Annotated in this window: 14 protein-coding genes and 2 pseudogenes; 5 read left to right on the top strand and 11 right to left on the bottom strand. The window is 59.5% G+C overall.

All coding sequences use genetic code 11. The annotated features are described in order from the left end of the window. Nucleotides 1-7: 7 nt before the first annotated feature. The 11 genes and pseudogenes from V1283_RS08685 to V1283_RS08645 form a co-directional block, all read right to left on the bottom strand. Entirely contained in the window at nt 8-5479 is a 5472-nt protein-coding gene (locus tag V1283_RS08685) for a trifunctional serine/threonine-protein kinase/ATP-binding protein/sensor histidine kinase (protein WP_334393000.1), read from the bottom strand. A 495-nt stretch (nt 5480-5974) separates the two neighbouring features. Continuing rightward, nucleotides 5975-6286: a KUP/HAK/KT family potassium transporter gene (locus V1283_RS44595; RefSeq protein ID WP_442895848.1), complete on the bottom strand. Its 312-nt coding sequence runs from the start codon at nt 6284-6286 to the stop codon at nt 5975-5977. Continuing rightward, nucleotides 6264-6506, bottom strand: a complete 243-nt coding sequence (locus V1283_RS44590) for a hypothetical protein (RefSeq protein WP_442895927.1) — start codon at nt 6504-6506, stop codon at nt 6264-6266. The genes V1283_RS44595 and V1283_RS44590 overlap by 23 nt, the downstream gene beginning before the upstream one ends. An 18-nt stretch (nt 6507-6524) precedes the next feature. After that, a pseudogene (locus V1283_RS44585) lies at nt 6525-6806 on the bottom strand (KUP/HAK/KT family potassium transporter); the annotation flags it as partial. A 31-nt stretch (nt 6807-6837) separates the two neighbouring features. Continuing rightward, a pseudogene (locus tag V1283_RS08675) lies at nt 6838-7797 on the bottom strand (KUP/HAK/KT family potassium transporter); the annotation flags it as partial. Nucleotides 7798-7895: 98 nt separating this feature from the next. Beyond that, entirely contained in the window at nt 7896-8060 is a 165-nt protein-coding gene (locus V1283_RS08670) for a hypothetical protein (protein WP_334386016.1), read from the bottom strand. Nucleotides 8061-8310: 250 nt separating this feature from the next. Then, nucleotides 8311-9627, bottom strand: a complete 1317-nt coding sequence (locus V1283_RS08665) for an MFS transporter (protein WP_334392999.1) — start codon at nt 9625-9627, stop codon at nt 8311-8313. A 1121-nt stretch (nt 9628-10748) separates the two neighbouring features. Next, complete coding sequence (locus V1283_RS08660) at nt 10749-11267, bottom strand: c-type cytochrome, methanol metabolism-related (RefSeq protein ID WP_334386015.1); 519 nt, start codon at nt 11265-11267, stop codon at nt 10749-10751. Between the two features lie 342 nt (nt 11268-11609). Further along, nucleotides 11610-12758, bottom strand: a complete 1149-nt coding sequence (locus V1283_RS08655; protein ID WP_334386014.1) for a carbohydrate porin — start codon at nt 12756-12758, stop codon at nt 11610-11612. A gap of 428 nt (nt 12759-13186) precedes the next feature. Further along, nucleotides 13187-14542, bottom strand: coding sequence for a PQQ-dependent sugar dehydrogenase (locus V1283_RS08650; protein ID WP_442895847.1), 1356 nt, complete (start codon nt 14540-14542; stop codon nt 13187-13189). A 5-nt stretch (nt 14543-14547) separates the two neighbouring features. After that, on the bottom strand, nt 14548-14970 hold the full coding sequence (locus tag V1283_RS08645; RefSeq protein ID WP_334392998.1) for a DUF2231 domain-containing protein: 423 nt from the start codon (nt 14968-14970) through the stop codon (nt 14548-14550). A 412-nt stretch (nt 14971-15382) separates the two neighbouring features. Between V1283_RS08645 and pqqA the strand changes: the two genes are divergently transcribed. The 5 genes from pqqA to V1283_RS08620 all read left to right on the top strand — a co-directional run bounded on the left by pqqA (nt 15383) and on the right by V1283_RS08620 (nt 18906). Next, complete coding sequence (pqqA, locus tag V1283_RS08640; RefSeq protein ID WP_057852732.1) at nt 15383-15463, top strand: pyrroloquinoline quinone precursor peptide PqqA; 81 nt, start codon at nt 15383-15385, stop codon at nt 15461-15463. 108 nt (nt 15464-15571) lie between these two features. Further along, the gene (locus V1283_RS08635) at nt 15572-15886 is read left to right on the top strand and encodes a hypothetical protein (RefSeq protein ID WP_334386012.1); all 315 of its coding nucleotides are present in this window, start codon (nt 15572-15574) and stop codon (nt 15884-15886) included. Between the two features lie 122 nt (nt 15887-16008). Further along, nucleotides 16009-17397, top strand: coding sequence for a multicopper oxidase family protein (locus V1283_RS08630; protein ID WP_334386011.1), 1389 nt, complete (start codon nt 16009-16011; stop codon nt 17395-17397). Between the two features lie 67 nt (nt 17398-17464). Beyond that, nucleotides 17465-17848 carry a carboxymuconolactone decarboxylase family protein gene (locus V1283_RS08625; protein ID WP_334392997.1) on the top strand — a complete coding sequence of 128 codons (384 nt, stop codon included), beginning with the start codon at nt 17465-17467 and terminating at the stop codon, nt 17846-17848. 665 nt (nt 17849-18513) lie between these two features. Beyond that, a complete protein-coding gene (locus tag V1283_RS08620; protein ID WP_334386010.1) occupies nt 18514-18906 on the top strand; it encodes a hypothetical protein in 393 nt (130 codons plus the stop codon). Nucleotides 18907-19236: the final 330 nt, after the last annotated feature.

Genomic DNA, 19236 nt, shown 5'->3' with positions numbered 1-19236 from the left:
GAGCCGGTCACAACGTGTCCTCTTGATACAATGGCAATGTAAACTGAAACTTGGCGCCCGGCCCCACATTGTTGACGGCCGACATCCGGCCCCCGTGAGCTTCGATGATCGAACGGCAGATCGAGAGTCCCATACCCATGCCACTGGATTTGGTGGTGAAGAAGGCGTTGAACAGCCGGTCCGCGTTCTCGGCAGAGATCCCCGCTCCAGAGTCCGTCACGGTGACCAGCACCAGCTGTGCTCCGTCCTGGTCCGATCGGATTACCAGCTCGCGCGGTCGATCTGTAACCGACTGCATTGCCTCCAGGCCGTTCATCACCAGGTTAATAACTACCTGCTGCAGTTGGATCCGATCACCCAGGATCGCGGGTAGAGCCGGTGCCAACTCCGTCCGCAGCGCCACCCGGTGGCTGCTCAGCTCACGCTGCACCAGCGTGATAGTCTCCCCAATGACGTCATTGACCTTGAGCGGCACCTTCTCATTGCTGGTCTTGTTCGCGAGCGTCCGGACTCGCCGGATTACCTCACTCGCCCGAGTGCCGTCGTCGATGATCCATTCAACCGAGCGGCGCGCCGCGCTCAGGTTGGGATTCCCGCGGTCGAGCCAGCGCAGACAGGCCTCGGCGTTAGCTATGACGGCCGCGAGCGGCTGGTTTACTTCATGGGCGATGGAGGTCGCAAGCTGCCCCATCGTGGAAACGCGATTGACGTGCGCGAGCTCCATTTGGGCATCGAGCAAGCGCTGTTCGCTGGCGCGCAGCTTGTTCTCCGCTCGCTTGCGCTCCGTCATGTCGATGACGAAGACAACTCCCTCGTCTCGCTCCTGTTCGAAAAAGGCTCCGCCGACCAGAACCGGCACGCGACTACCATCCTTGCGGAAATATTCCTTCTCGTAAGGCTTGCAGGTCCCGGTCTCGCTGAGCTGGCCGATTGCATCCTGGTCGGCGGCGGCCCACTCGACAGGCGTCAGCTTCGTCCACCGTATCCGACCCGAGACAAGGTCTTCGCGGCCGTAGCCCAACAAGTCGAGAAACGCATCATTGGCCTCGATGATCCGGCCCCGAGCATCCCCGATCATGATTCCGATGATGTTGGCCTCGACGAGGCGGCGGATCCTGGCCTCCCGTTCCCCGAGATCGCTGTACAGACGGGCGTTCTCCAGAGAAATCGCCGCTTGCGACGCCAGCAGTTCGAGTACCGAAATCCGCGCAGGCGTGAATACGTACGATGCCAGTTTGTTCTCGAGATAAAGCGCCCCGATCAACTTGGCCTGCTTCACCAGGGGCAGGCAGAGGACTGACCGGGTGTGCTTCTGACGGATGTACTCATCCGACGTGAACAGATTCTGCACCATGGCGTCATCAAGGATTACGCTTCCGCGAGTCCGGATCATGTAATGGAGCACGGATTCGGGAAGCTCAATGGGCGATACGGCGGTCTGACGCAGCGTAACCTCAACTTGCCCTCGGCCGGTCGTCGCCTCCGCTGCGATGCGTGGCTCGTCGCCGTCCCGGAACAGGATGAGCAGGCCGCGTTCGGCGCCAGCATGCTCGACCGCGATTCGCAAAAGCGTTTCTATAAGCTTGCCGAGTTCGATCTCGCTCGAGACCCGGTGCGAAGCCTTGACAACGGTCCCGACGTCGAGCTGCTCGACGGCCCCACCAATGGTAGTCGCGGGAAATCCAGGGTCTGTTGTGTCGCGAAGATGCGGATGAAGTTGTTCGAGTTGCCGCACCTTGCCGTCGGCTCCCCAACGCAGATAGCCATGGCGGGCGTCCTGCAAATACATACGGGCAATCTTCTCGAAGCCACCCGCCGCGTAGAAGCGGGAGGCGACTTCATTGGCTAGTGCCTCATTATGAATAAACCCGTTTGCGCGAGCCGAACGGATGGCCTGTTCGTAGAGGCGCATTGCGTCAACGTCGCGGCCTTCGATGCGAGCGATCTCGGCACCGACCAGCGCGGCGCGATTGTCGAAATTTTCGGGGCAGTTCACCGCCCAGACTTCGAGTTGCCGGTGATGAGCATCCAGAGCCGCGACGTGCTGCTGGCATTGGCCGGGCGCAGCGGTGCCGCAGATTGCGGCGTGGCAAAGCGCGGCGTACAACTGATACTCCGCCGCTTCCACAGTGTAGTTCGCTATCCAGAACAGCGATTGAGCCCTCGATGCGGCATGCGCGGCTGACATATAGTCGCCGGCGAGAAAGCGCGCCTGCAGCTTGCGAGTCCAATAGGAGAACTCGGCACGTGCCAGACCTGGGTTATCAGCTAAACGATGCTCGATCTGACTCTCATCAAACTGCGCATCGTTAAACGAGCCGAACTTCGGCGTAAGTCCTCGGAGGGTCCGGATCAGCCCAAGCTGGATGGTGATGAGATCAATAGCCACCCTGAAACGTGTCCTCTCTGCAAACGCGAGACCATGCTCCGCTTGGCGCTGCACATCGGGAAGCGGGTCGCCCACTGCAAGAAGGTTCGTGCTCAAAGCGTGACAACTGTACGCGCTGAAGGTCGGGTCGCCGTTCTTGTTCGCAACCTCGAACGCCCGGCGCAGCAGATCGCGACCGGCTTTGAAATGCCTCGTCCAAGGCAGGACGTGAGTTCCGTACTGATTATAGACTCTGGCTTGGGAACCCGTCAGTCGACGTTGTTCGACGAGCTCATAACCAAGCTGGCCGAGGCGAAAACCGCCCCTGTAATCGCCAAAACGCGCGCCGGCGATAGCGCCAAGCATGACATATGCGAAGGTCGATCCGTCACAGTTGCCGCGCTCGATGCTGAGATTGACGGCCCTACAGATCACCAGGCAGGCCAGGTTGGCCTCTGTGTACATAGCTGCAGCAAACACCTTGGCGAGAACATCCAGAGTCGCCAACGAAGCCAGGTCCGTCATCAGGGGCAGATCAACGAGCTCGTCGATCGGTCGACTCCCAAGTTGCGACCATATCCGATCATATTCTCGCCGCGCTTCCTCTTCTGTTGGATGTGGCGACCAGTGGATGCCCACGTGCCGGAGGTAGTCCAGACCGACGGTAATGGCGCGCGCGTTCTGACCGACGGTCGTGTACAGGTCGGCGTACAAGCACACAACGTTGGCTCGTTCCAGCGTACTTGCGGTGCGGGTCGAAAGCACATTCAGGCGTTGCTCCGCTTCCGCCAGCGCGCCGGTGAGAAATTCGCATTCAGCCCGGTGCAGCTCCAGAGCAAAGCTGAGTTCTTGCCGGCGGTCCCAAGAATCGTCCGGCAACACGGCCGCACCGGCGGCGAGATAGGTAAGCGCCGAGGCGTAAGCTGTAGTGGCTTTGGCGCGCTGGCCTGCGAGCAGGTTGAACTCTGCCAGCTGCTCTCGTTCGTCTGGTGATGTGATCAAGGCGGCGCCGCGGTTGAGCTGATTGACGATTTCGAAGATAGCGTCTTCGCGTTTTTCCGCAGGAGTATGCACCGCAAGCAACCTTCCGATCAGAAGGTGCGCCTCGGCGCGAAGCTGTTCCGGTATGAGTGAATAGGCAGCTTCTCGGACACGATCGTGGATGAACTTGTATGAGTCCCCCAATTGCTCGACCAGTTCGAGATGAACGGCACTACGGAGATCCGAACGGACTTCGTCGTTCGATTTCCCCTGAACGATCGAAAGCATCGTGATCTCGGCGACGTTGCCGAGGCAGGCGAGCTGCTGCAACGTCGCCTGGGTTTCGACAGGCAGGCGGGTTAACTTTCCGACCATGAGGTCCACCACATTGTCGGTATACCCCTTGGCGTGAATGCGACCGAGCTCCCAGCGCCAGCCCGCCGCGTCATGATCGAAGCGGAGCAGCCCCTCTTCGGCGAGCGCAGAAATGAACTGAATCGTGAAGAACGGATTGCCAGCCGTCTTCTCATGCACTAGCCGCGCCAGCGCGGCGGCACGGCGCGGCGTGCAGCTAAGCGTATCCGCAATGAGCCGCCCCAAGTCGGCTCGGGCGAGCGGCGCAAGACTGATCTCCTGCACGAACGCTCCCGCCTTGCGGATAGCATCGAGCTTCCGCATCAGGGGATGGGCGGAATCGACTTCATTGTCCCGGTAAGCCCCGATCACCAGCAACGGCTGCACGTCTGCCTGGGTCAACAGGTCGGCGAGCAGATCGAGCGTCGCCGCGTCGAGCCATTGCAAATCGTCGAGAAAAAGCGCCAGGGGATGTTCAGGCCGAGCGAAGACGCCGATAAACCGCCCGAACACCAGCTGGAGACGGCTTTGTGCCTGCTGCGGCGGAAGCCCCGGGACCGGCGGTTGTTCTCCGATGAGAAGCTTCAGCTCGGGGATAACGCTGATCATGAGCTGCCCGTTTGAGCCCAGTGCCTCGCGCAGAGCGTCGCGCCAGCCGGCCAGCTCAGCGTCGCTCTTGCCCAGAAGCGGGCGGATCAGGCTCTGAAAAGCTTGCGCGAGCGTCGCATAAGGAATGTCGCGCTTGTACTGGTCGAACTTGCCGGAGGCAAAAAGGCCGCGCGCCGGCAGCAGCGCTTTGTGCAGCTCATTGACGACGGCGGACTTGCCGATACCGGAATATCCGGAGACCAGCACCAGCTCTCGTCGGCCGCGGGTGACGACGCGGTCGAAGGCGGCGAGCAGGGTCTCGATCTCGCGTTCCCGCCCGTACAGTTTCTCGGGAATCAAAAGCCGGTCGGGCGTGTCGTGTTTGCCCAGCGGAAAGGCGTCGATCCGGCGATGATCCTTCCACGCAGCAAGGCAGCACCGGAGGTCGCGCTCCAAGCCGGCAGCGGTCTGGTAGCGTTCCTCGGCCGTCTTGGCGAGCAGCTTCAGGATGAGGGCGGAGACCGCGGCCGGGACCGTCTCCAGCCGCTCGCTTGGCGGAATCGGCTTTCTAGCGATATGGCAGTGGACCCACTCCATGGGATCGGCTGCGGTAAACGGTAGTGAACCTGTGAGCATCTGGTACAGCGTGACGCCGAGGGCGTAGAGGTCGCTGCGGGCGCCGATCGAGCGGTTCATTCTTCCGGTCTGTTCTGGCGCCATATAAGCGAGCGTGCCCGCGATCGACTCGGGCGGCCCGGGGGCTTGGCGCTCGCGCGGCAAACGCGAGGCAATGCCGAACCCCGTCAGCCACACACCGCCGTTGGCCGCGTTCACCAGGATATTTGCCGGCTTGATGTCCTTGTGAACAAGGCCTCGCTCATGCATTTGGCGAAGCTTCCCGGCGAGCGAAATCGCGATGGCCAAGGAATGCGATACGTCCAGTGGCTGGCCAAGCAGTCGATCGAGTGGTGCGCCGCCGGGATCTTCAAGCACCAGCGTCATACGGTCGTTGTAGTGTGTCAGCGCGACTGGTCGCGCCGCCCACTCAGCGTCAAGTTCGGCCTTGAGTGCATATTCGTGCTCGAGTCGCTCGACGCAACCGGGTGAGCTTCCTTCCGCGGTAACGAGCAGGATTGGCGCCAAGCCGTTGCCGGAGCCCCGGTAGAGAGCGATGTCTCCCTCTCTCAGAGGAGAGAATGCGTAGCTCGAGAGATCGTTCACGAGAGCCTCCTGACAGGAGGACTGCTTTAGTACGTTGATTAGGTTACGTTTGCCACCGCCAGTCAATTCAAAAACGGGCGCGAAAGCGGCGGTCGCGTCACAATCGGTGCGATATAATGGCAAGACGGTGACGAGAGCCGCATGGCCCTAAGCTCACGAATTGGAGATGCTTGTTGAAATTTACTGACTTCCGGTTTTGGGACGTTTCGGAAGTGACGTTCGCGCTCTGTTGGTTCATTGGGTGCCGGGTCAAATCGGACATCCGCCAATCTTAGCCCAGCCCAAGTGAATTGGACCCATGTCGGAACTCGGAGAGCGAAACTCCCCTCACCCATCGGGCCACGGGGAACCCGTTCCACCGTTTCGCGGAGCTCGATTTTCCTCCTAAGAATCCATCTTCGTTCTAGCCCGGCAGCGACAGCATGCTCTCCAATGAGTCTATCCGCTGAGTCTATCCGCTTGTTACAACTCGATCCTTCGGCCTATTTCGATCAATGCGCTCGCAGGTATCTTGAACCGGTCGATGGCATGCGCGGAATTGCGCGACATGAACGAAAACAATGCGATGCGACATCGCGACAGGGCATTTCGATGTTGGCGGCTACGGAAATCCCCTCGCTCGATGTAACAGCTTGCTTCGTCCATGACCGGCACTCCGTCCTCTTTCGCAAGCGCGAGGACAGCGGGAAGGTCAGGGACTTCGACGAAACCAAAGTGAACAGCTACGTGCCAAAACCATCGTCGAGTTGTTCTATGCGGACGCGGTCTTTTGATCGAATGCGAGGAACGTCTCGAAGCTGACCGTCAGACAAATGACCGTCCTTTGCAGTGATCCGACGCGCTTCACGTAGTTGATGACGATGATGGGCGGTATGGTCTCGCGAAGGCGTGTGAGAAATACCGCAGTGCCGCGAACTCTTGCGACGTTGTCGCTGCGAAGACGAGCAAAGAACTCGGCCGGCTGTTGAGATACTGCCGCGTTGCGGCGATGCATTGCCTCAACGCCGTAATGCCAGGTCGTCATGATGGTGAAGACGAGGGCGCCGAATGTCAGCGGGATCCAGCCGCCGTCCAGTATCTTCAGAAGGTTCGCCGAGAAGAAGGCAAGATCGACTGCCAACAAGATGCTCGTGATGGCGGCTGCTTGACAGAGGGACCACTGCCACCGATTGCGCATCACATGGTAGAGCAGCGCCGTTGTTAAGACCATGGTGGTCGATACAGCGGTCCCGTAGGCGCCGGCAAGGCGATCGGAACTTCCGAACCCTGCAGTCAGGGCGACCGTAAACGCCATAATGGTCCAATTGACGGAATGGTACGTAGATCTGTCCGTGTTCGTCCGCCGAGGTCTGACTGATCCGGACATCCGGGAACCAGCCGAGTTGCATCGCCTGCCTCGTCATGGAGAACGCACCGGTGATGATGGCCTGGCTGGCGATGATGGTAGCGAGCGTTGCGAGCGCGACCATCGGGTAAATCGACCAGTTGGGCGCAAGCTTGAAAAACGGGTTTGCTTCCAGGTCGGGAGCGTCCAGGAAATTCCCGATCTGGCCAGCGTAATTGAGGACGAGAGCCGGCAGCACCACGCAATACCATGCAGCGCGGATTGGGTTTGGTCCGATGTGGCCCATGTCAGCGTAGAGCGCTTCACCACCCGTCAGCGCGAGGAATACACCACCCAGTAGGGTGAACCCGACAAATCCGTGCCCCATCACGAGTTCGGCGCCATGAATGGGATTTATCGCAGCCAGAACATGCGGATGATGCGCAATACCGACAACGCCAAGAATCGCGATTGCGGCAAACCACACGAACATGATCGGTCCGAAGGTCTTTCCAACGGTCCCGGTCCAACGATTCTGGATCGCAAATAGGCCGACCAGAATGACAAGGGCAAACGGCATCGTGTACGGTTTGAATATACCCGTCGCGACGTTTAAACCTTCTACCGCGCTCAGGACCGAGATTGCCGGCGTAACAATTCCGTCTCCGTAGATGAGAGCTGCACCAAACAAGCCCATGATAATGAGCCACTGACCACGACCAACCCAGCGGGCACTGGTCAATGTCATTAGCGCGAGTATCCCGCCTTCACCATGATTGTCGGCGCGCATGACAAGAAGACAGTACTTGATCGATATCGTGATGATCAGCGCCCAAAAGACGAGGGACAGCGAGCCAAGAGCAGCTTCCGGCGTGAATTGATCTCCCATGATGTGCATAATCGTTTGCAAGGTATAGAGAGGGCTGGTCCCGAGGTCGCCGTAGACAATGCCGAGCGCCATAAGCCCAGCCGATACGGTCGCAGGCCGTGCAAGCCTCTCTTGATCGCCCCCGGCAAGAACCGCCGGAGTATTCAGTGCGGAAGCAGTAGATGTTGACATCATCTTTTCAGCATTCTCCCCTCTTCTGCAGCAAGATGCGGCAAGCTTCCGCCACCCATCGCATCAACCAGGATGTCCAGCTTGAAGAGAAGAAATCCGAATGCTGGCACGGCCAGGCTGGTGTGTATCCTGCTCGTTCGCAGCTCGGTGTGGTTAGCGCTCATTGAGCCTTCCTCACGCGACCAACCTGGAGTGTCATGCCAGCGCACATCAAGGGCTGTCCTTCACGCGGCAAGACCGTGAGCGCCAGGGTCAGATGGCCTATCCGACGTAATGTAGGTCCACGATCTGTCCGGACCATAAGATTGGAGCTTCGGAAGGATAAATTCGAGTTTAAGAGATCGCCTGTGTACGGATAGCGCCGAGCGCAATAGGTCTGATCACGCTTAGTGCTGAGGCTAACGATGCTGGCGCTTATTCGGCTGGGGCGGTGTGTTCGGCCACATCGTCTTGGCCAAGCATCAGTACCACTCCCATGGCAATAATGCCGAGCGCCGCCAGCAGCAGCAGACCGCCGGCATAGCTGCCGGTATGGTCCTTGGTCCAGCCCATCGCAAAAGGACCTGCGAATCCCGCAAGGTTTCCGATCGAATTTATCACGGCGATCCCGGCAGCGGCCGCGGCGCCGGAGAGGAAGGCGGTGGGTAATGCCCAGAACACCGGCAGGTTGGCGAAGATGCCGAAGCCCGCCACACAAAGCGAAATCATCTTGAGCGTGGGGTTATCGAGCGCCGTGGAGACGGCGATTCCAGCAGCCGCAATAAACAGAGGGAATGCGACATGGAATCGCCGCTCGACGACGCGATCGGAGCGCCGGCCCCACCACACCATGCCGATCAGACCAACAGCGTAAGGTGTTGCAGAGACCAGCGTTGTTAGAAGAGTGTTGAGGCCGAAAGCCTTGACGATTTGCGGCAGGAAGAAACTCAGCCCGTAATTTGTCGCTACAGCGCCGAAATACACTAGGCTCAGCCCGAGGACTCGCGGGTTCACCAGCGATTGTCGCACCGAGAAGTCACGCGCTGTCTGACGCTGGCGCTGCTCCAGTTCCAGTCGACTGGCGAGCCACGTGCGCTCGTCAGGCGCGAGCCATGCCGCTTCGGCAGGCCAATCAGTAAGATAGAAAAATACCATGCCTGCGAGGATAATGGCAGGCACGGCCTCGATGATGAATAGCCACTGCCAACCGGCAAGACCGAGACCGCCGTGCAAATAAAGCAGCACACCGGAGATCGGCGCGCCGATGACCGTCGAGAGCGGAATGGCGGCCATGAAGTAGCCGACAATGCGCGCCCGGTACTGTGCCGGAAACCACAATGTCAGATAAAAGATGATACCGGGGAAGAAGCCGGCCTCGGCTGCGCCAAGCAGTACGCGAAGGAGGTAGAAGGTGTTCTCGTTGCCGAGCCCGGTGGTGTGAGCGATGGCGGGGATAAATGCCATGGTACCCGACAGAATCCCCCAACTCAGCATGATCCGGGCGATCCACTTGCGAGCACCGAATCGCTCGAGCAACAGGTTGGATGGCACCTCGAAGATGAAATACGCGATGAAGAAGATGCCGGCGCCGAGACCGAACGCGGTCTGCGACAAACCGAGGTCCTGGTTCATCGAAAGCGCGGCGAAACCTACGTTCACGCGGTCCAGATACGCGACGAAGTAGCAGACGATGAGGAACGGTACGATCCGCCTCGTGACTTTTGCGATAGTGCGGATTTCTACAGCGTCCATATGACTGCCGATCGGCGGGTTCACGGCCGGCCAGTCCGAATTCGGCAGGCTCTGCCATTCTGAGTGCGCCACGTAATTGTAGGTTGGCAGCCGGCCGGGACCATTAAATTCAATTTTAGAAAGGGCCAGCCGCCTTGATCAGCAATTTCGGTGGAAATGAGGAGTTGCCGAAGCACGACGGCCGCGGCAGAAGACAAGATCGCAATCGCGTTTTCATGGCGAATGAACTCGCGCATGCGAAAAAGTAACGCCACGCAAACTGACCATCGCATCGCGAGATGCGCGCAAGTGGTCGATTGCGGACGGCCTTAGTAGGCGAACGCGATGGCGATCAAGAGCAGGATCACAACGAAAGCGATCGCATCTCCATCAAGCTGTTTCCTATCGATGTGGACACGCATCGAACAGCACTCCTCTTTGCGGAAGCTACAATGAAACAATAGGCCTCAGCTGCTGCCGTTACAACAACGCGCCAGCAATGCGCGAAGCACAGCAGCACTTTGGTTACGCTGCAGCTGCGCGGTCCAAATTCGTATCTGGAAACCCCCAAGGAAGTACGATCCCATCCGCTCCTGATCGTCGGCATTTCAATGCCCGACGGAGATCGGTTCGGTCTGGCGGTCTTCGCCCGCCATGTCATTCGCTTCAAAAAAAAGCGTTCAGGCGGCTGAGCAGGATCTCCAGGGCGACGATGGTTAAGAGGATGATCACGACAAAGGCGATTGCCGCTCCATCAAGCTGTTTCCTATCGGTGTGGATACGCATCTGCAGCACTCCTCTTTGCGGAAGCTGCAAAACAAATATGCCTTAGTTGCCGCCGTTCCAACCGCGTGCCAGCAATGCACGAAGCACAGCAATATCTTGGACCGCTCCGGCCGAATCTCGTTCAGGACATGCGCGTGATTGATTCTACCACCAGGGTAGATCCCCGATCCAGACACCGTCCATCAACCTCGCATCGAAAAGTGGGCAGGCGATGTCGAGGGCCGAAGGGTCTGGTCGAGATGAATGCCGTCAACTGCATCTCTGGACCCAAAGCAAACGAATTCGCGGCCGAGGTTCGACACCAAGCTGGCCGGAGGGGCTCTTGAACGCCATTGCGCGAGCGCCGCAACCCCGGCTCAGCCCATGCAAGAGTCCTCGGCTGTTGTGTACGCGTCCGTCTTAGGCGCGTGCTTTTCCGGACGTTGACGGCTGAGCGCTCCGTCAGACCTGGCCCGCAGATAGACATAGATCGCATCAATGTAGCACATCACATTCTTGTTCGTGCCGAAGGACGGCATCACCTGCTGCTGCGCAGTGTTGACCTCCTTCTTGCCGGACACGACGGTCGAAACGAAGTCGCCGTAGCTGAGCGTTTTCAGGGAATCGACCAGCGATGGTGCATAGCTGGAACCGAGCCCGTCGGGCCCGTGGCATTGCAAGCAGTTGGCACCGTACCTCAAATATCCGGCGTAGGTGTACCAGTCGACGGTGCCATCGTTGGCGACCTTGAAGGTCGGATTGCCGTCCTTGTCGAGATATTCCCCCTCCCGGGAGCTAACGGCTTTGGGGTCGCCCGCTCCATCGGTGTGGGCAATGCCTGCAGTAAAGAGCAGAATCAACGCGACGGCCCCGGCGGTTTGCGAGATGGATGTCATGATGTGGCTCCTTGCCGCGAATTGGCACGTTGTTCGACGGCGTCGTCAGAGACGCGATACCGTCCAGCCAACTATTCACCAATCCCGTTTGGTGCTTGGCCGCGATTGCTGACATTGGCGTATTGTTGCTGCAAGTACGCGCTCTACGGGAGGCGCCCTCAGTACTCTCCCTGCGGATAACTCTCCCGCTTCCTATGATGCGATCTCCTTCCTCGCTCAGGAGGGCTTGGCGGCGCCATCGGCTGTGACGACAGACGCGCCGCTATATTCGCGAACACGAATGGTAGATGCACGCTCGAGCAACCGCGCTTTCATTCAAGAAAGGCAGGTCCGTGCGGCTGTTTAAAAATCTATCTTCGTTCTTAACCCGGCAACGACAGCACGCCCTCCAATGCCGCCCACATTGGCATAATACTGAACAACCGGTTGGACCAGGAACGGTCCGTAATTCAACAATACGTTCAACTCGACGCCGTGCTCGATCTTCCAGGGAACCATGCCCGGTGGGAGGAAATCGGAACTCAGACTGTTTCTCACATAGCCCAGCGATATGGAGTTGTGAAAACCCAAAGGCAGCGGCTCGTTGAAGCGCAGCCCCGCCGTGAGCTGCATGAAGTTGCGGTTGACATTCGGCGGACTCCAGTCGATCGCAAATATTGCATCCAGTCCAAGTGCTTCCTTCGGGTCAATGCGCCAGAGAGCCTGGCTCGCCTTCCAATACAGGAGATAGTTACCCGACACGGGTGTTGGGCTCAAGGGCGCCGTGAAGTCTCCGGGATTGTAGGCCACTCCGAACTGATAGAGGCCGGAATATCCTTTCCGGCTCTCGACGTTGTCAACGGTGCCCGATGTTGCGTTCCGACCCGGGGTGAACCCAATCTCCGAAACAAGGACTGGATCCCCACGGAACGTCGGAACCAGGCCGGTCGGGTTGCTCGTAAGGGGCGATGGATCGCCAGCCATCACCATCGATTTCAGATAAAGGTGGTCGATCGGTACGATACGAATTTCCGCAGCCGGAGTCGCGAAGGGATTGGCGGTCTCGAAGGTCGTACCCAAATTGCCCAACGCATAGCCCATTGGCCCGTTGATGAAGGACTCTCCGTACTGAGCGTTCCCGTAGAAATCCTGGCCGGCAAACTGTCCCACGCGTACAGCGATACGATCGTCCAGCCATCGCTTCTCGATCCACCACGAATCGAGGCGGGTCGTGCCGAAGCTGACCAGGCTGCTAGGCCCGGTCAGAAGCCCGAGATCCACTCCCATGTTGCCTCCGCCTTGCGAGAGTCCGGTCGCATGGAAATACAACCCGTCCTCCCCGGACAGCTTGCCAAAATCGACGTCGACGGTCGCGCGGAAGCGGCCCCATGAGTCAAATTTCGAGTTCTGCTGAGTCTTGAAGCCCCCGAAGGTGTCGCTGACATACTGGAAGTCAAATACGACGCCACGCTGCTCCAGGCGTGTTCGCTCGCCGCACCAGTCCCCCAACAAATGAGATTGAGAACCTACACGTAGGTCGTAGTTGCCAGGGCAACTCGACGTTTTGCCCTCACCGGTCTGGGAGTAAGCCGGGCTCCCGAAGACACACAGACCCACAGCTAGAAGAACAGGTCTGGCAGCGAGGCCTCGCCTATCCCATATCGCGGCTGACTGTGCAGGCATCCTGGCCGCCTTTCCAGCTGGTTGGCGGCACCATCGGCCGTACTTCTGGATGCGCTCGTTCAATGCGCTGGTATCATATTGCAACCCGGAGCGTTTCGTCCAGCTATCGTTGCGTCCGCCGCCCCGGGGTCACGCCTTGTGCCGCTGCACGTTGCGCTGCAACGTGCAGCTTCCGTTCGGTATTTAGCACGGCCCGGTCTGGTCGCGCCGTTTCGTCCAACTCAATGGAAACGATGCCGTTCGATGCGTCCGCTACGTCAATTGTTCGACGCAGAATGGGGATTACTCGATGACACCCGCCACACGGTGTCTCCAACGTCGTCGGCGATCAGCAGTCCGCCCGTCCGATCGACTGCCAGACCAACCGGCCTTCCGCGCGCGTGATTGTTTGCATCGAGGAAGCCGGTGACGACGTCCTGCGCCGGGCCGCTCGGTTTTCCGCCACTGAACGGCACGAACACTACCTTGTAGCCGTTGAGAGGCGTTCGATCCCAGCTTCCGTGTTCACTGACAAACGCGCCGCTGCGATAGTTTGCCGGAAGCTCGGTGCCTGTGTACATGGCTACCCCCAAGGGCGCGACGTGGGAGCTCAGCACGTAGTCCGGTACAATTGCCTTAGCCACTAGATCGGGGCGTTGAGGCTGGACCCGCGGGTCGAGATGCCGGCCGTAATAGCTATAGGGCCAGCCATAGAAACCGCCGTCCTGTACAGAGGACAGATAGTCCGGAACCAGATCGGGGCCGATCTCATCGCGTTCGTTGACGACGGCCCAGAGTTTGCGGGTCTCAGGCTCCCACGCGAGGCCCGTGGGATTGCGCGTGCCGCTGGCGAAGATGCGATGGGCGCCCGATGCTCGGTCGACCTCCCAGATCGCGGCTCGTTCATACTCGGCTCCAATTCCGTTTTCGGTGATGTTGCTGTTGGATCCGACACCGACATAGAGCTTGGAGCCATCCGGGCTGGCCAACAAAGCCTTGGTCCAGTGATGATCAATCGGGCCGCCAGGAAGGTCGGTCAGCTTGGTGCCGGGGGCCGTGATGCTGGTTTGCCCTTCCTGATAGGGATAGCGGATGATGGCGTCGGTATTGGCGACATAAAGATCGTTGCCGACCAAAGCGACGCCAAACGGCGAATTGAGGTGGTCCAGGAAGACAGTTCGCAGATCGGGAATGCCATCACCATTGCTGTCGCGCAGCAGCGTGATGCGGTTTCCGCCCTTGGCTGCGGCGCCGGCGAACCACGTTACCCAGTCAGTGAGGATGTCCTTGGGCCGGTTGATCGGCGGTTTCGGGCCATTGCTCTCGACCACCAACACGTCCCCGTTCGGAAGGACGTAGAGCGACCTTGGATGCTCAAAGCCGGTGGCCAATGCGTGGACCTGCAATTCCTGAGGCACCGCCGGAGTTTCATTGCCCCATGCGGCGACTCTCGCGATCTGTATCGGCGGTACCAAATACTGCTGCAGCGCGGGCAGCGGAGGATTGGCACCGATTTCTTTCCTCGGGTCGCCGCCCTCATAATTACAGCCGGCGAGTCCGAGTCCGGCGACGCCGACAAGGAGAGCGGCAAGACGCGGCAGTTTGGCCGAACGTGCATTCTTGAGGATGTGCATCATGATTATACTCCAAACCGACGGCGATTTCTCAGGGCGCTGGCAACGAGGGCCGTCAACACGAGAACGATGACGACAAGCGCCGAAAGCATCAGGCCGGTCGGTACCACTGCTGTGTAACCGTCGCGGCTGTGAACGAAGGCGTTAGTGAACGCCAGCAAGACCGCGATCGCGTAGCCAATCGCGCGGGGCAAGGCCGGCCTGTCGATTCGCCTGCGACCCGCCAGATCGATCACGTATGCGATAGTGGCCAGAGCCGCCATGATCAGACCGGCGGTGATCAGCCAGATGGAGAACCTCTCCCACATCACATCGGGCGCCTGCCAATAGACAAGATCTGTGACCAGAGCGCCCGCGAAATAGGCGGCGGAAAACGACACCAGCATCCGGTGGATCGGTCGTCCACGCGGCCTCCGCGCTGGTCTCAAATCGGCATCGCGTGTGAAACTCGCTTCCGTGATCGTAGCGTGCTGCTGCATGTTCAATCCTCATAGCGATCCCGCGCATCCGAATTTCTCGGGAGGGGGACGCGATTGATCTCCAAGTTCCATCGGCGACTCGAAAGCATCGGCCGATGCTCCAATATTGACTCTACTCGCGCATGCGTCCTTTAAATTCGGGTTTAGTTTTTCCTGAACCGCCCGAACGATTGAGTGAACGACAGACGGTAGAACCGCAAGGGCCCTGCCCGCGATCAGGATGACAAACCGAAACCTGTTCGTCAGCGATCCGAGGCCTCACAACACTAAACGCGAATTTAGTTGGGGGCCCGCAGCACGTCGCTACATAGAGGAGGTGATGACGGCGGCAATCGCGCCGCGGATTTAAGGAGTTCTAAAAATGGCCTGGAAAACACCGAAGATCGTTGAAGTTCCGGTTGGCATGGAAATCAACATGTACGCCTGCGCGGCGCATAAGTAGCTTCGATAACACCCGTTAGGTCGAGCACCGGGTATGGTTCCCGAGGGTCGTGGAGTTCGTCCCTCAAAGAAGGTGCGGCTGCATCCAACGCAGTCGTCGCTTACCGCCATGAAACGTAATCCTAACTTCGTTCACCATCGCAAAATTACAAAGGATCGGGACACCGGCAAGCTCTTCGCGAGACGCCATGGGTCGTCACGCACCCATGATGTGATTGTTGCTGTTACGCTGCTCGCATTACTGGTCGTGGCTATCGTGACCCGCGCCACCATCTCCAATGAAATCACGGATAGCAGTTTGGATCGCCAGAGTTATGTCGCACACGCGATCGACGTCGTCGCGACCCTGGGCTTTAGCATTGGACTGGCGGTGCTGCTGTTCTCCAGTCCTCCCCGCGCTGACGACGAAGGAGCGAGGTCGTGAGTAAGCCCTTCTCTCGCCGCCGATTTCTGCACACTGCGCTTGCTGCGAGCGTAGTGCCTATCTTACCCGATGCAGCGCGCGGGACTGCGCCTGCTCCCAAGCGTCTTGTCGCGGGAACGCGCGTGTTGGAAGTGAACGGCCGACCAGCCAAAATCTTCGGGCTGACAGGCCCCGACGGGCGTCCCGGTATTCACCTTGCTGCAGGCGAACGATTCCGCGTGGATCTTGCCAACGAATCCGGCGCACGAACCCTTGTCCACTGGCATGGGCAGCTTCCACCTTGGACGCAGGACGGTTTCCCCTGGCCGCAGACCCCGCCGATCGCGAACGGCGCTGTTCAAGCTTATGACTATGCTCCGATTCCCGGCACGTACTGGATGCACTCGCATCACGACATGCAGGAACAGAGCCTGATGACCGCGCCCCTTATCGTCAGTAGCGCCGCTGAGCTTCACGAAGACCGTCAGGAAGTCGTCCTCATGCTGCACGACTTCACCTTCCGAACGCCGGAAGAGGTGCTCGCCGGTCTCACCGGCACGAGTGTAGCCGCTGCACAGGCCATGGCGCGAAAGACCGAGGAGGCCCCGGCTGACAAGGACGACGCCGGTATACCCAAACCACGCATCGTGGGAATGGCTGCCCGTGCACCAAGTATGGCCATGCCGGGAATGACCATGTCAGGGCCGAGCAGCATGCAAATGGATTTGAATGATGTTGAATACGACGCATTCCTTGCCAACGATCGAACCTTGGCGGATCCAGAGATCGTGCGCGTCGAACGCGGTGGTCGCATCCGCCTGCGGGTCATTAACGGTGCGTCCTCAAGTCAGTTTTGGCTCGACCTTGGTGATCTCGCCGGCCGCGTGGTTGCGACCGACGGCCATCTCGTTCATCCGGTGGCGAGCAACCGTTTCCCGCTCGCGATGGCCCAGCGCCTCGACATCCTGATCGATTTACCGGGCGCCGGGGCGTTTCCGATCCTTGCCCGCCTAGAGGGCGGAAGTCGGCAGACCGGAATCGTTCTCGCAACGGCAGATGCGCCGGTTTCGCGGGTCGCCGAGAGCGCAGAAGCCGCACCGCCGGCCGACCTGTCGCTGGAGGCCCGGCTTATGGCAGTTGAGCCGCTGCCGCCGCGCTCCGCGGACATCGTTCAAGCCATCGTTCTCGGCGGCGGAATGAAGCCTTACGCCTGGTCCCTGAACGGCGAGTATTGGCCGCAGGTCTCGCCGCTCATGCTGACAAAGGGACAACGCGTCGAGATCGATCTGTTGAACCGCACCATGATGGCGCATCCGATCCATTTACACGGCCACGTGTTCCAGGTGATCGCAATTGACGGGCGACCGGTCCAGGGCGCCGTGCGCGACACTGTTTTGGTGATGCCGATGGGTCGCGTCCGGATTGCTTTCGACGCCGACAATCCGGGACGATGGGCGCTGCACTGTCACAATCTCTACCACATGGTCACCGGCATGATGACGGAATTCAGATATCAGGGGATCGACTTTTGACGATCTGATCCGTCCCCATGCCGTCAATGGTCTTTGCGAACTGTTCGATGTGAAGGATGCCGACATGATGCTCGATTGGAATGATTATCGCAAACAACTGGCGGCCGGCGTGAAAGAAATCGGCCAGCTCAGCCCCGATACGATCAAGGGATACATGGCGCTCAGCGCGGCTGGCCAAAAGACGGATCTGCTTGGCGCAAAAGTCCGAGAGCTCATCGCTCTCGCGGTGGCCGTCACGCTGCGATGCGACGGTTGCATTACGGTGCATACTGAGGCCGCAATCAAACGCGGCGCGACCAGGGAAGAAATTGCGGAAGCTTTGGGGGTCGCCATGACCGTCAACGCCGGGGCTGCGCTTGTCTACTCTGCACGCGTGATGGATGCGTTCAACGAATATCCGAGCGCGACCTCGCCGCGCGAGCCGGATTCCCTCGCCAATCTGCGCAAGTGAACTCGGAATGCTCGACCGCATGCTCAAGTCTTGATGATATGCTCGGCTGCTTCTGCGGCGGCCGGAGCTTGAGTACACAACTTAATGATGGATGCCAGTTGGTGGCACATCGCATCATTTCGCAGTGCTGCAGGATTTGGTTGCTATCGGGGCCTGGCGGACATCGATCAAGCCTCACCAATCAAGCTCGGTTTACGAGTCGCGCCCTGATCCGATCACCGAGAACGGTGCGGGACGATTACTAAACCAATATTTAATGGCGCAATCCGTTCTCGGGGCCTAGCTCATGGTCGGAACAGCCGCGCCACGCTTGTCCCCCGCGGCGTTTATCATGCGGTTGTTCGGCGGACGGCGCGCGCCACGCCCTATATCCCTCCTCCCTGCCCGAGGCGAGACGCGCGCCGTCCGATTTTTCCTTGGAGTAGCGGCGCGCCTACAGCCGCGATCAATCTCCGCGCGAGTTGGTCTGCATATCGGCCGGCGGCGTTCTGGCGCGACATGCCGTGAACCTATTTCGTCCTCGAGCCATATGAATTCGAATTTAATAGAGACGAGGCAAAGCATCCCCATCTTCCCTCCATGACGACGTTAGCGTTTGCCTTCGGCTATGCCGGCGTCTGAGAAAACCTGTGGCGGACAGTCCGCCCATCCCAAAGGAGAATGTCATGAGAGGACGAGTGATGATGATTTTGGCGAGCGCAGTGCTCGCCGGGAGCCTGCTGGCTACTGGTGCCCAAGCCCGCGGCGGCGGCGGTGGTGGCGGCGGTCATGGCGGTGGCGGCGGCTTTGGCGGAGGCCATATGGGCGGTGGCTTTGGCGGAGGTCACATGGGCGGCTTTGGCGGGGGCCACATGGGCGGCTTCGGCGGAGGCATGGGTGGCTTTGGCGCCGGCCGCGTCGGTGGCTTGGGCGCAGGTCGCATCGCGCACGTCGGCCACGGCCGCTTCGGCGGCGGACGGCACCGCTTCGCTGGCGGCGGCTATTACGACGACTACGGCCTTGGTTGTCCGTACTATCCAACCTACACATACAGCTATCCCTACTACTGCGACTACTGAACGGTAGACGGATCCGAAGCCGCGAACGCGCGGGCTTTCGACCCCTAACGGCTCACCTGGGAGAGTTGGCGAAACGCAGAACGCCAGCCCTGCCGGGTGAGCGCCACTAAGAGTAACGGCCTCACGCCATTGTTGAAGCGAATCGGGACGGCGCTCCGACAGGAAGCCGCCGAACGGCCGGTTTCACCATGCAAGCGGACCCTGATCGAGCCTTGCAGTTGAATTCGAATTTAATGTCCTAAACCTCAATTTAATAGGTCGTCCGCGCGCAGCGCCTATCATCTGGTGATCCGCTCGACTTTCGGCGGCGGAAGATTTCCAGCTTACCAC

It is taken from the genome of Bradyrhizobium sp. AZCC 2262, from assembly GCF_036924535.1.
In the GTDB taxonomy this organism is placed as follows: Bacteria; Pseudomonadota; Alphaproteobacteria; order Rhizobiales; family Xanthobacteraceae; genus Bradyrhizobium.
Note: the sequence above shows the minus strand (reverse complement) of the source record. Positions and strands in the feature narration are given on the sequence as shown.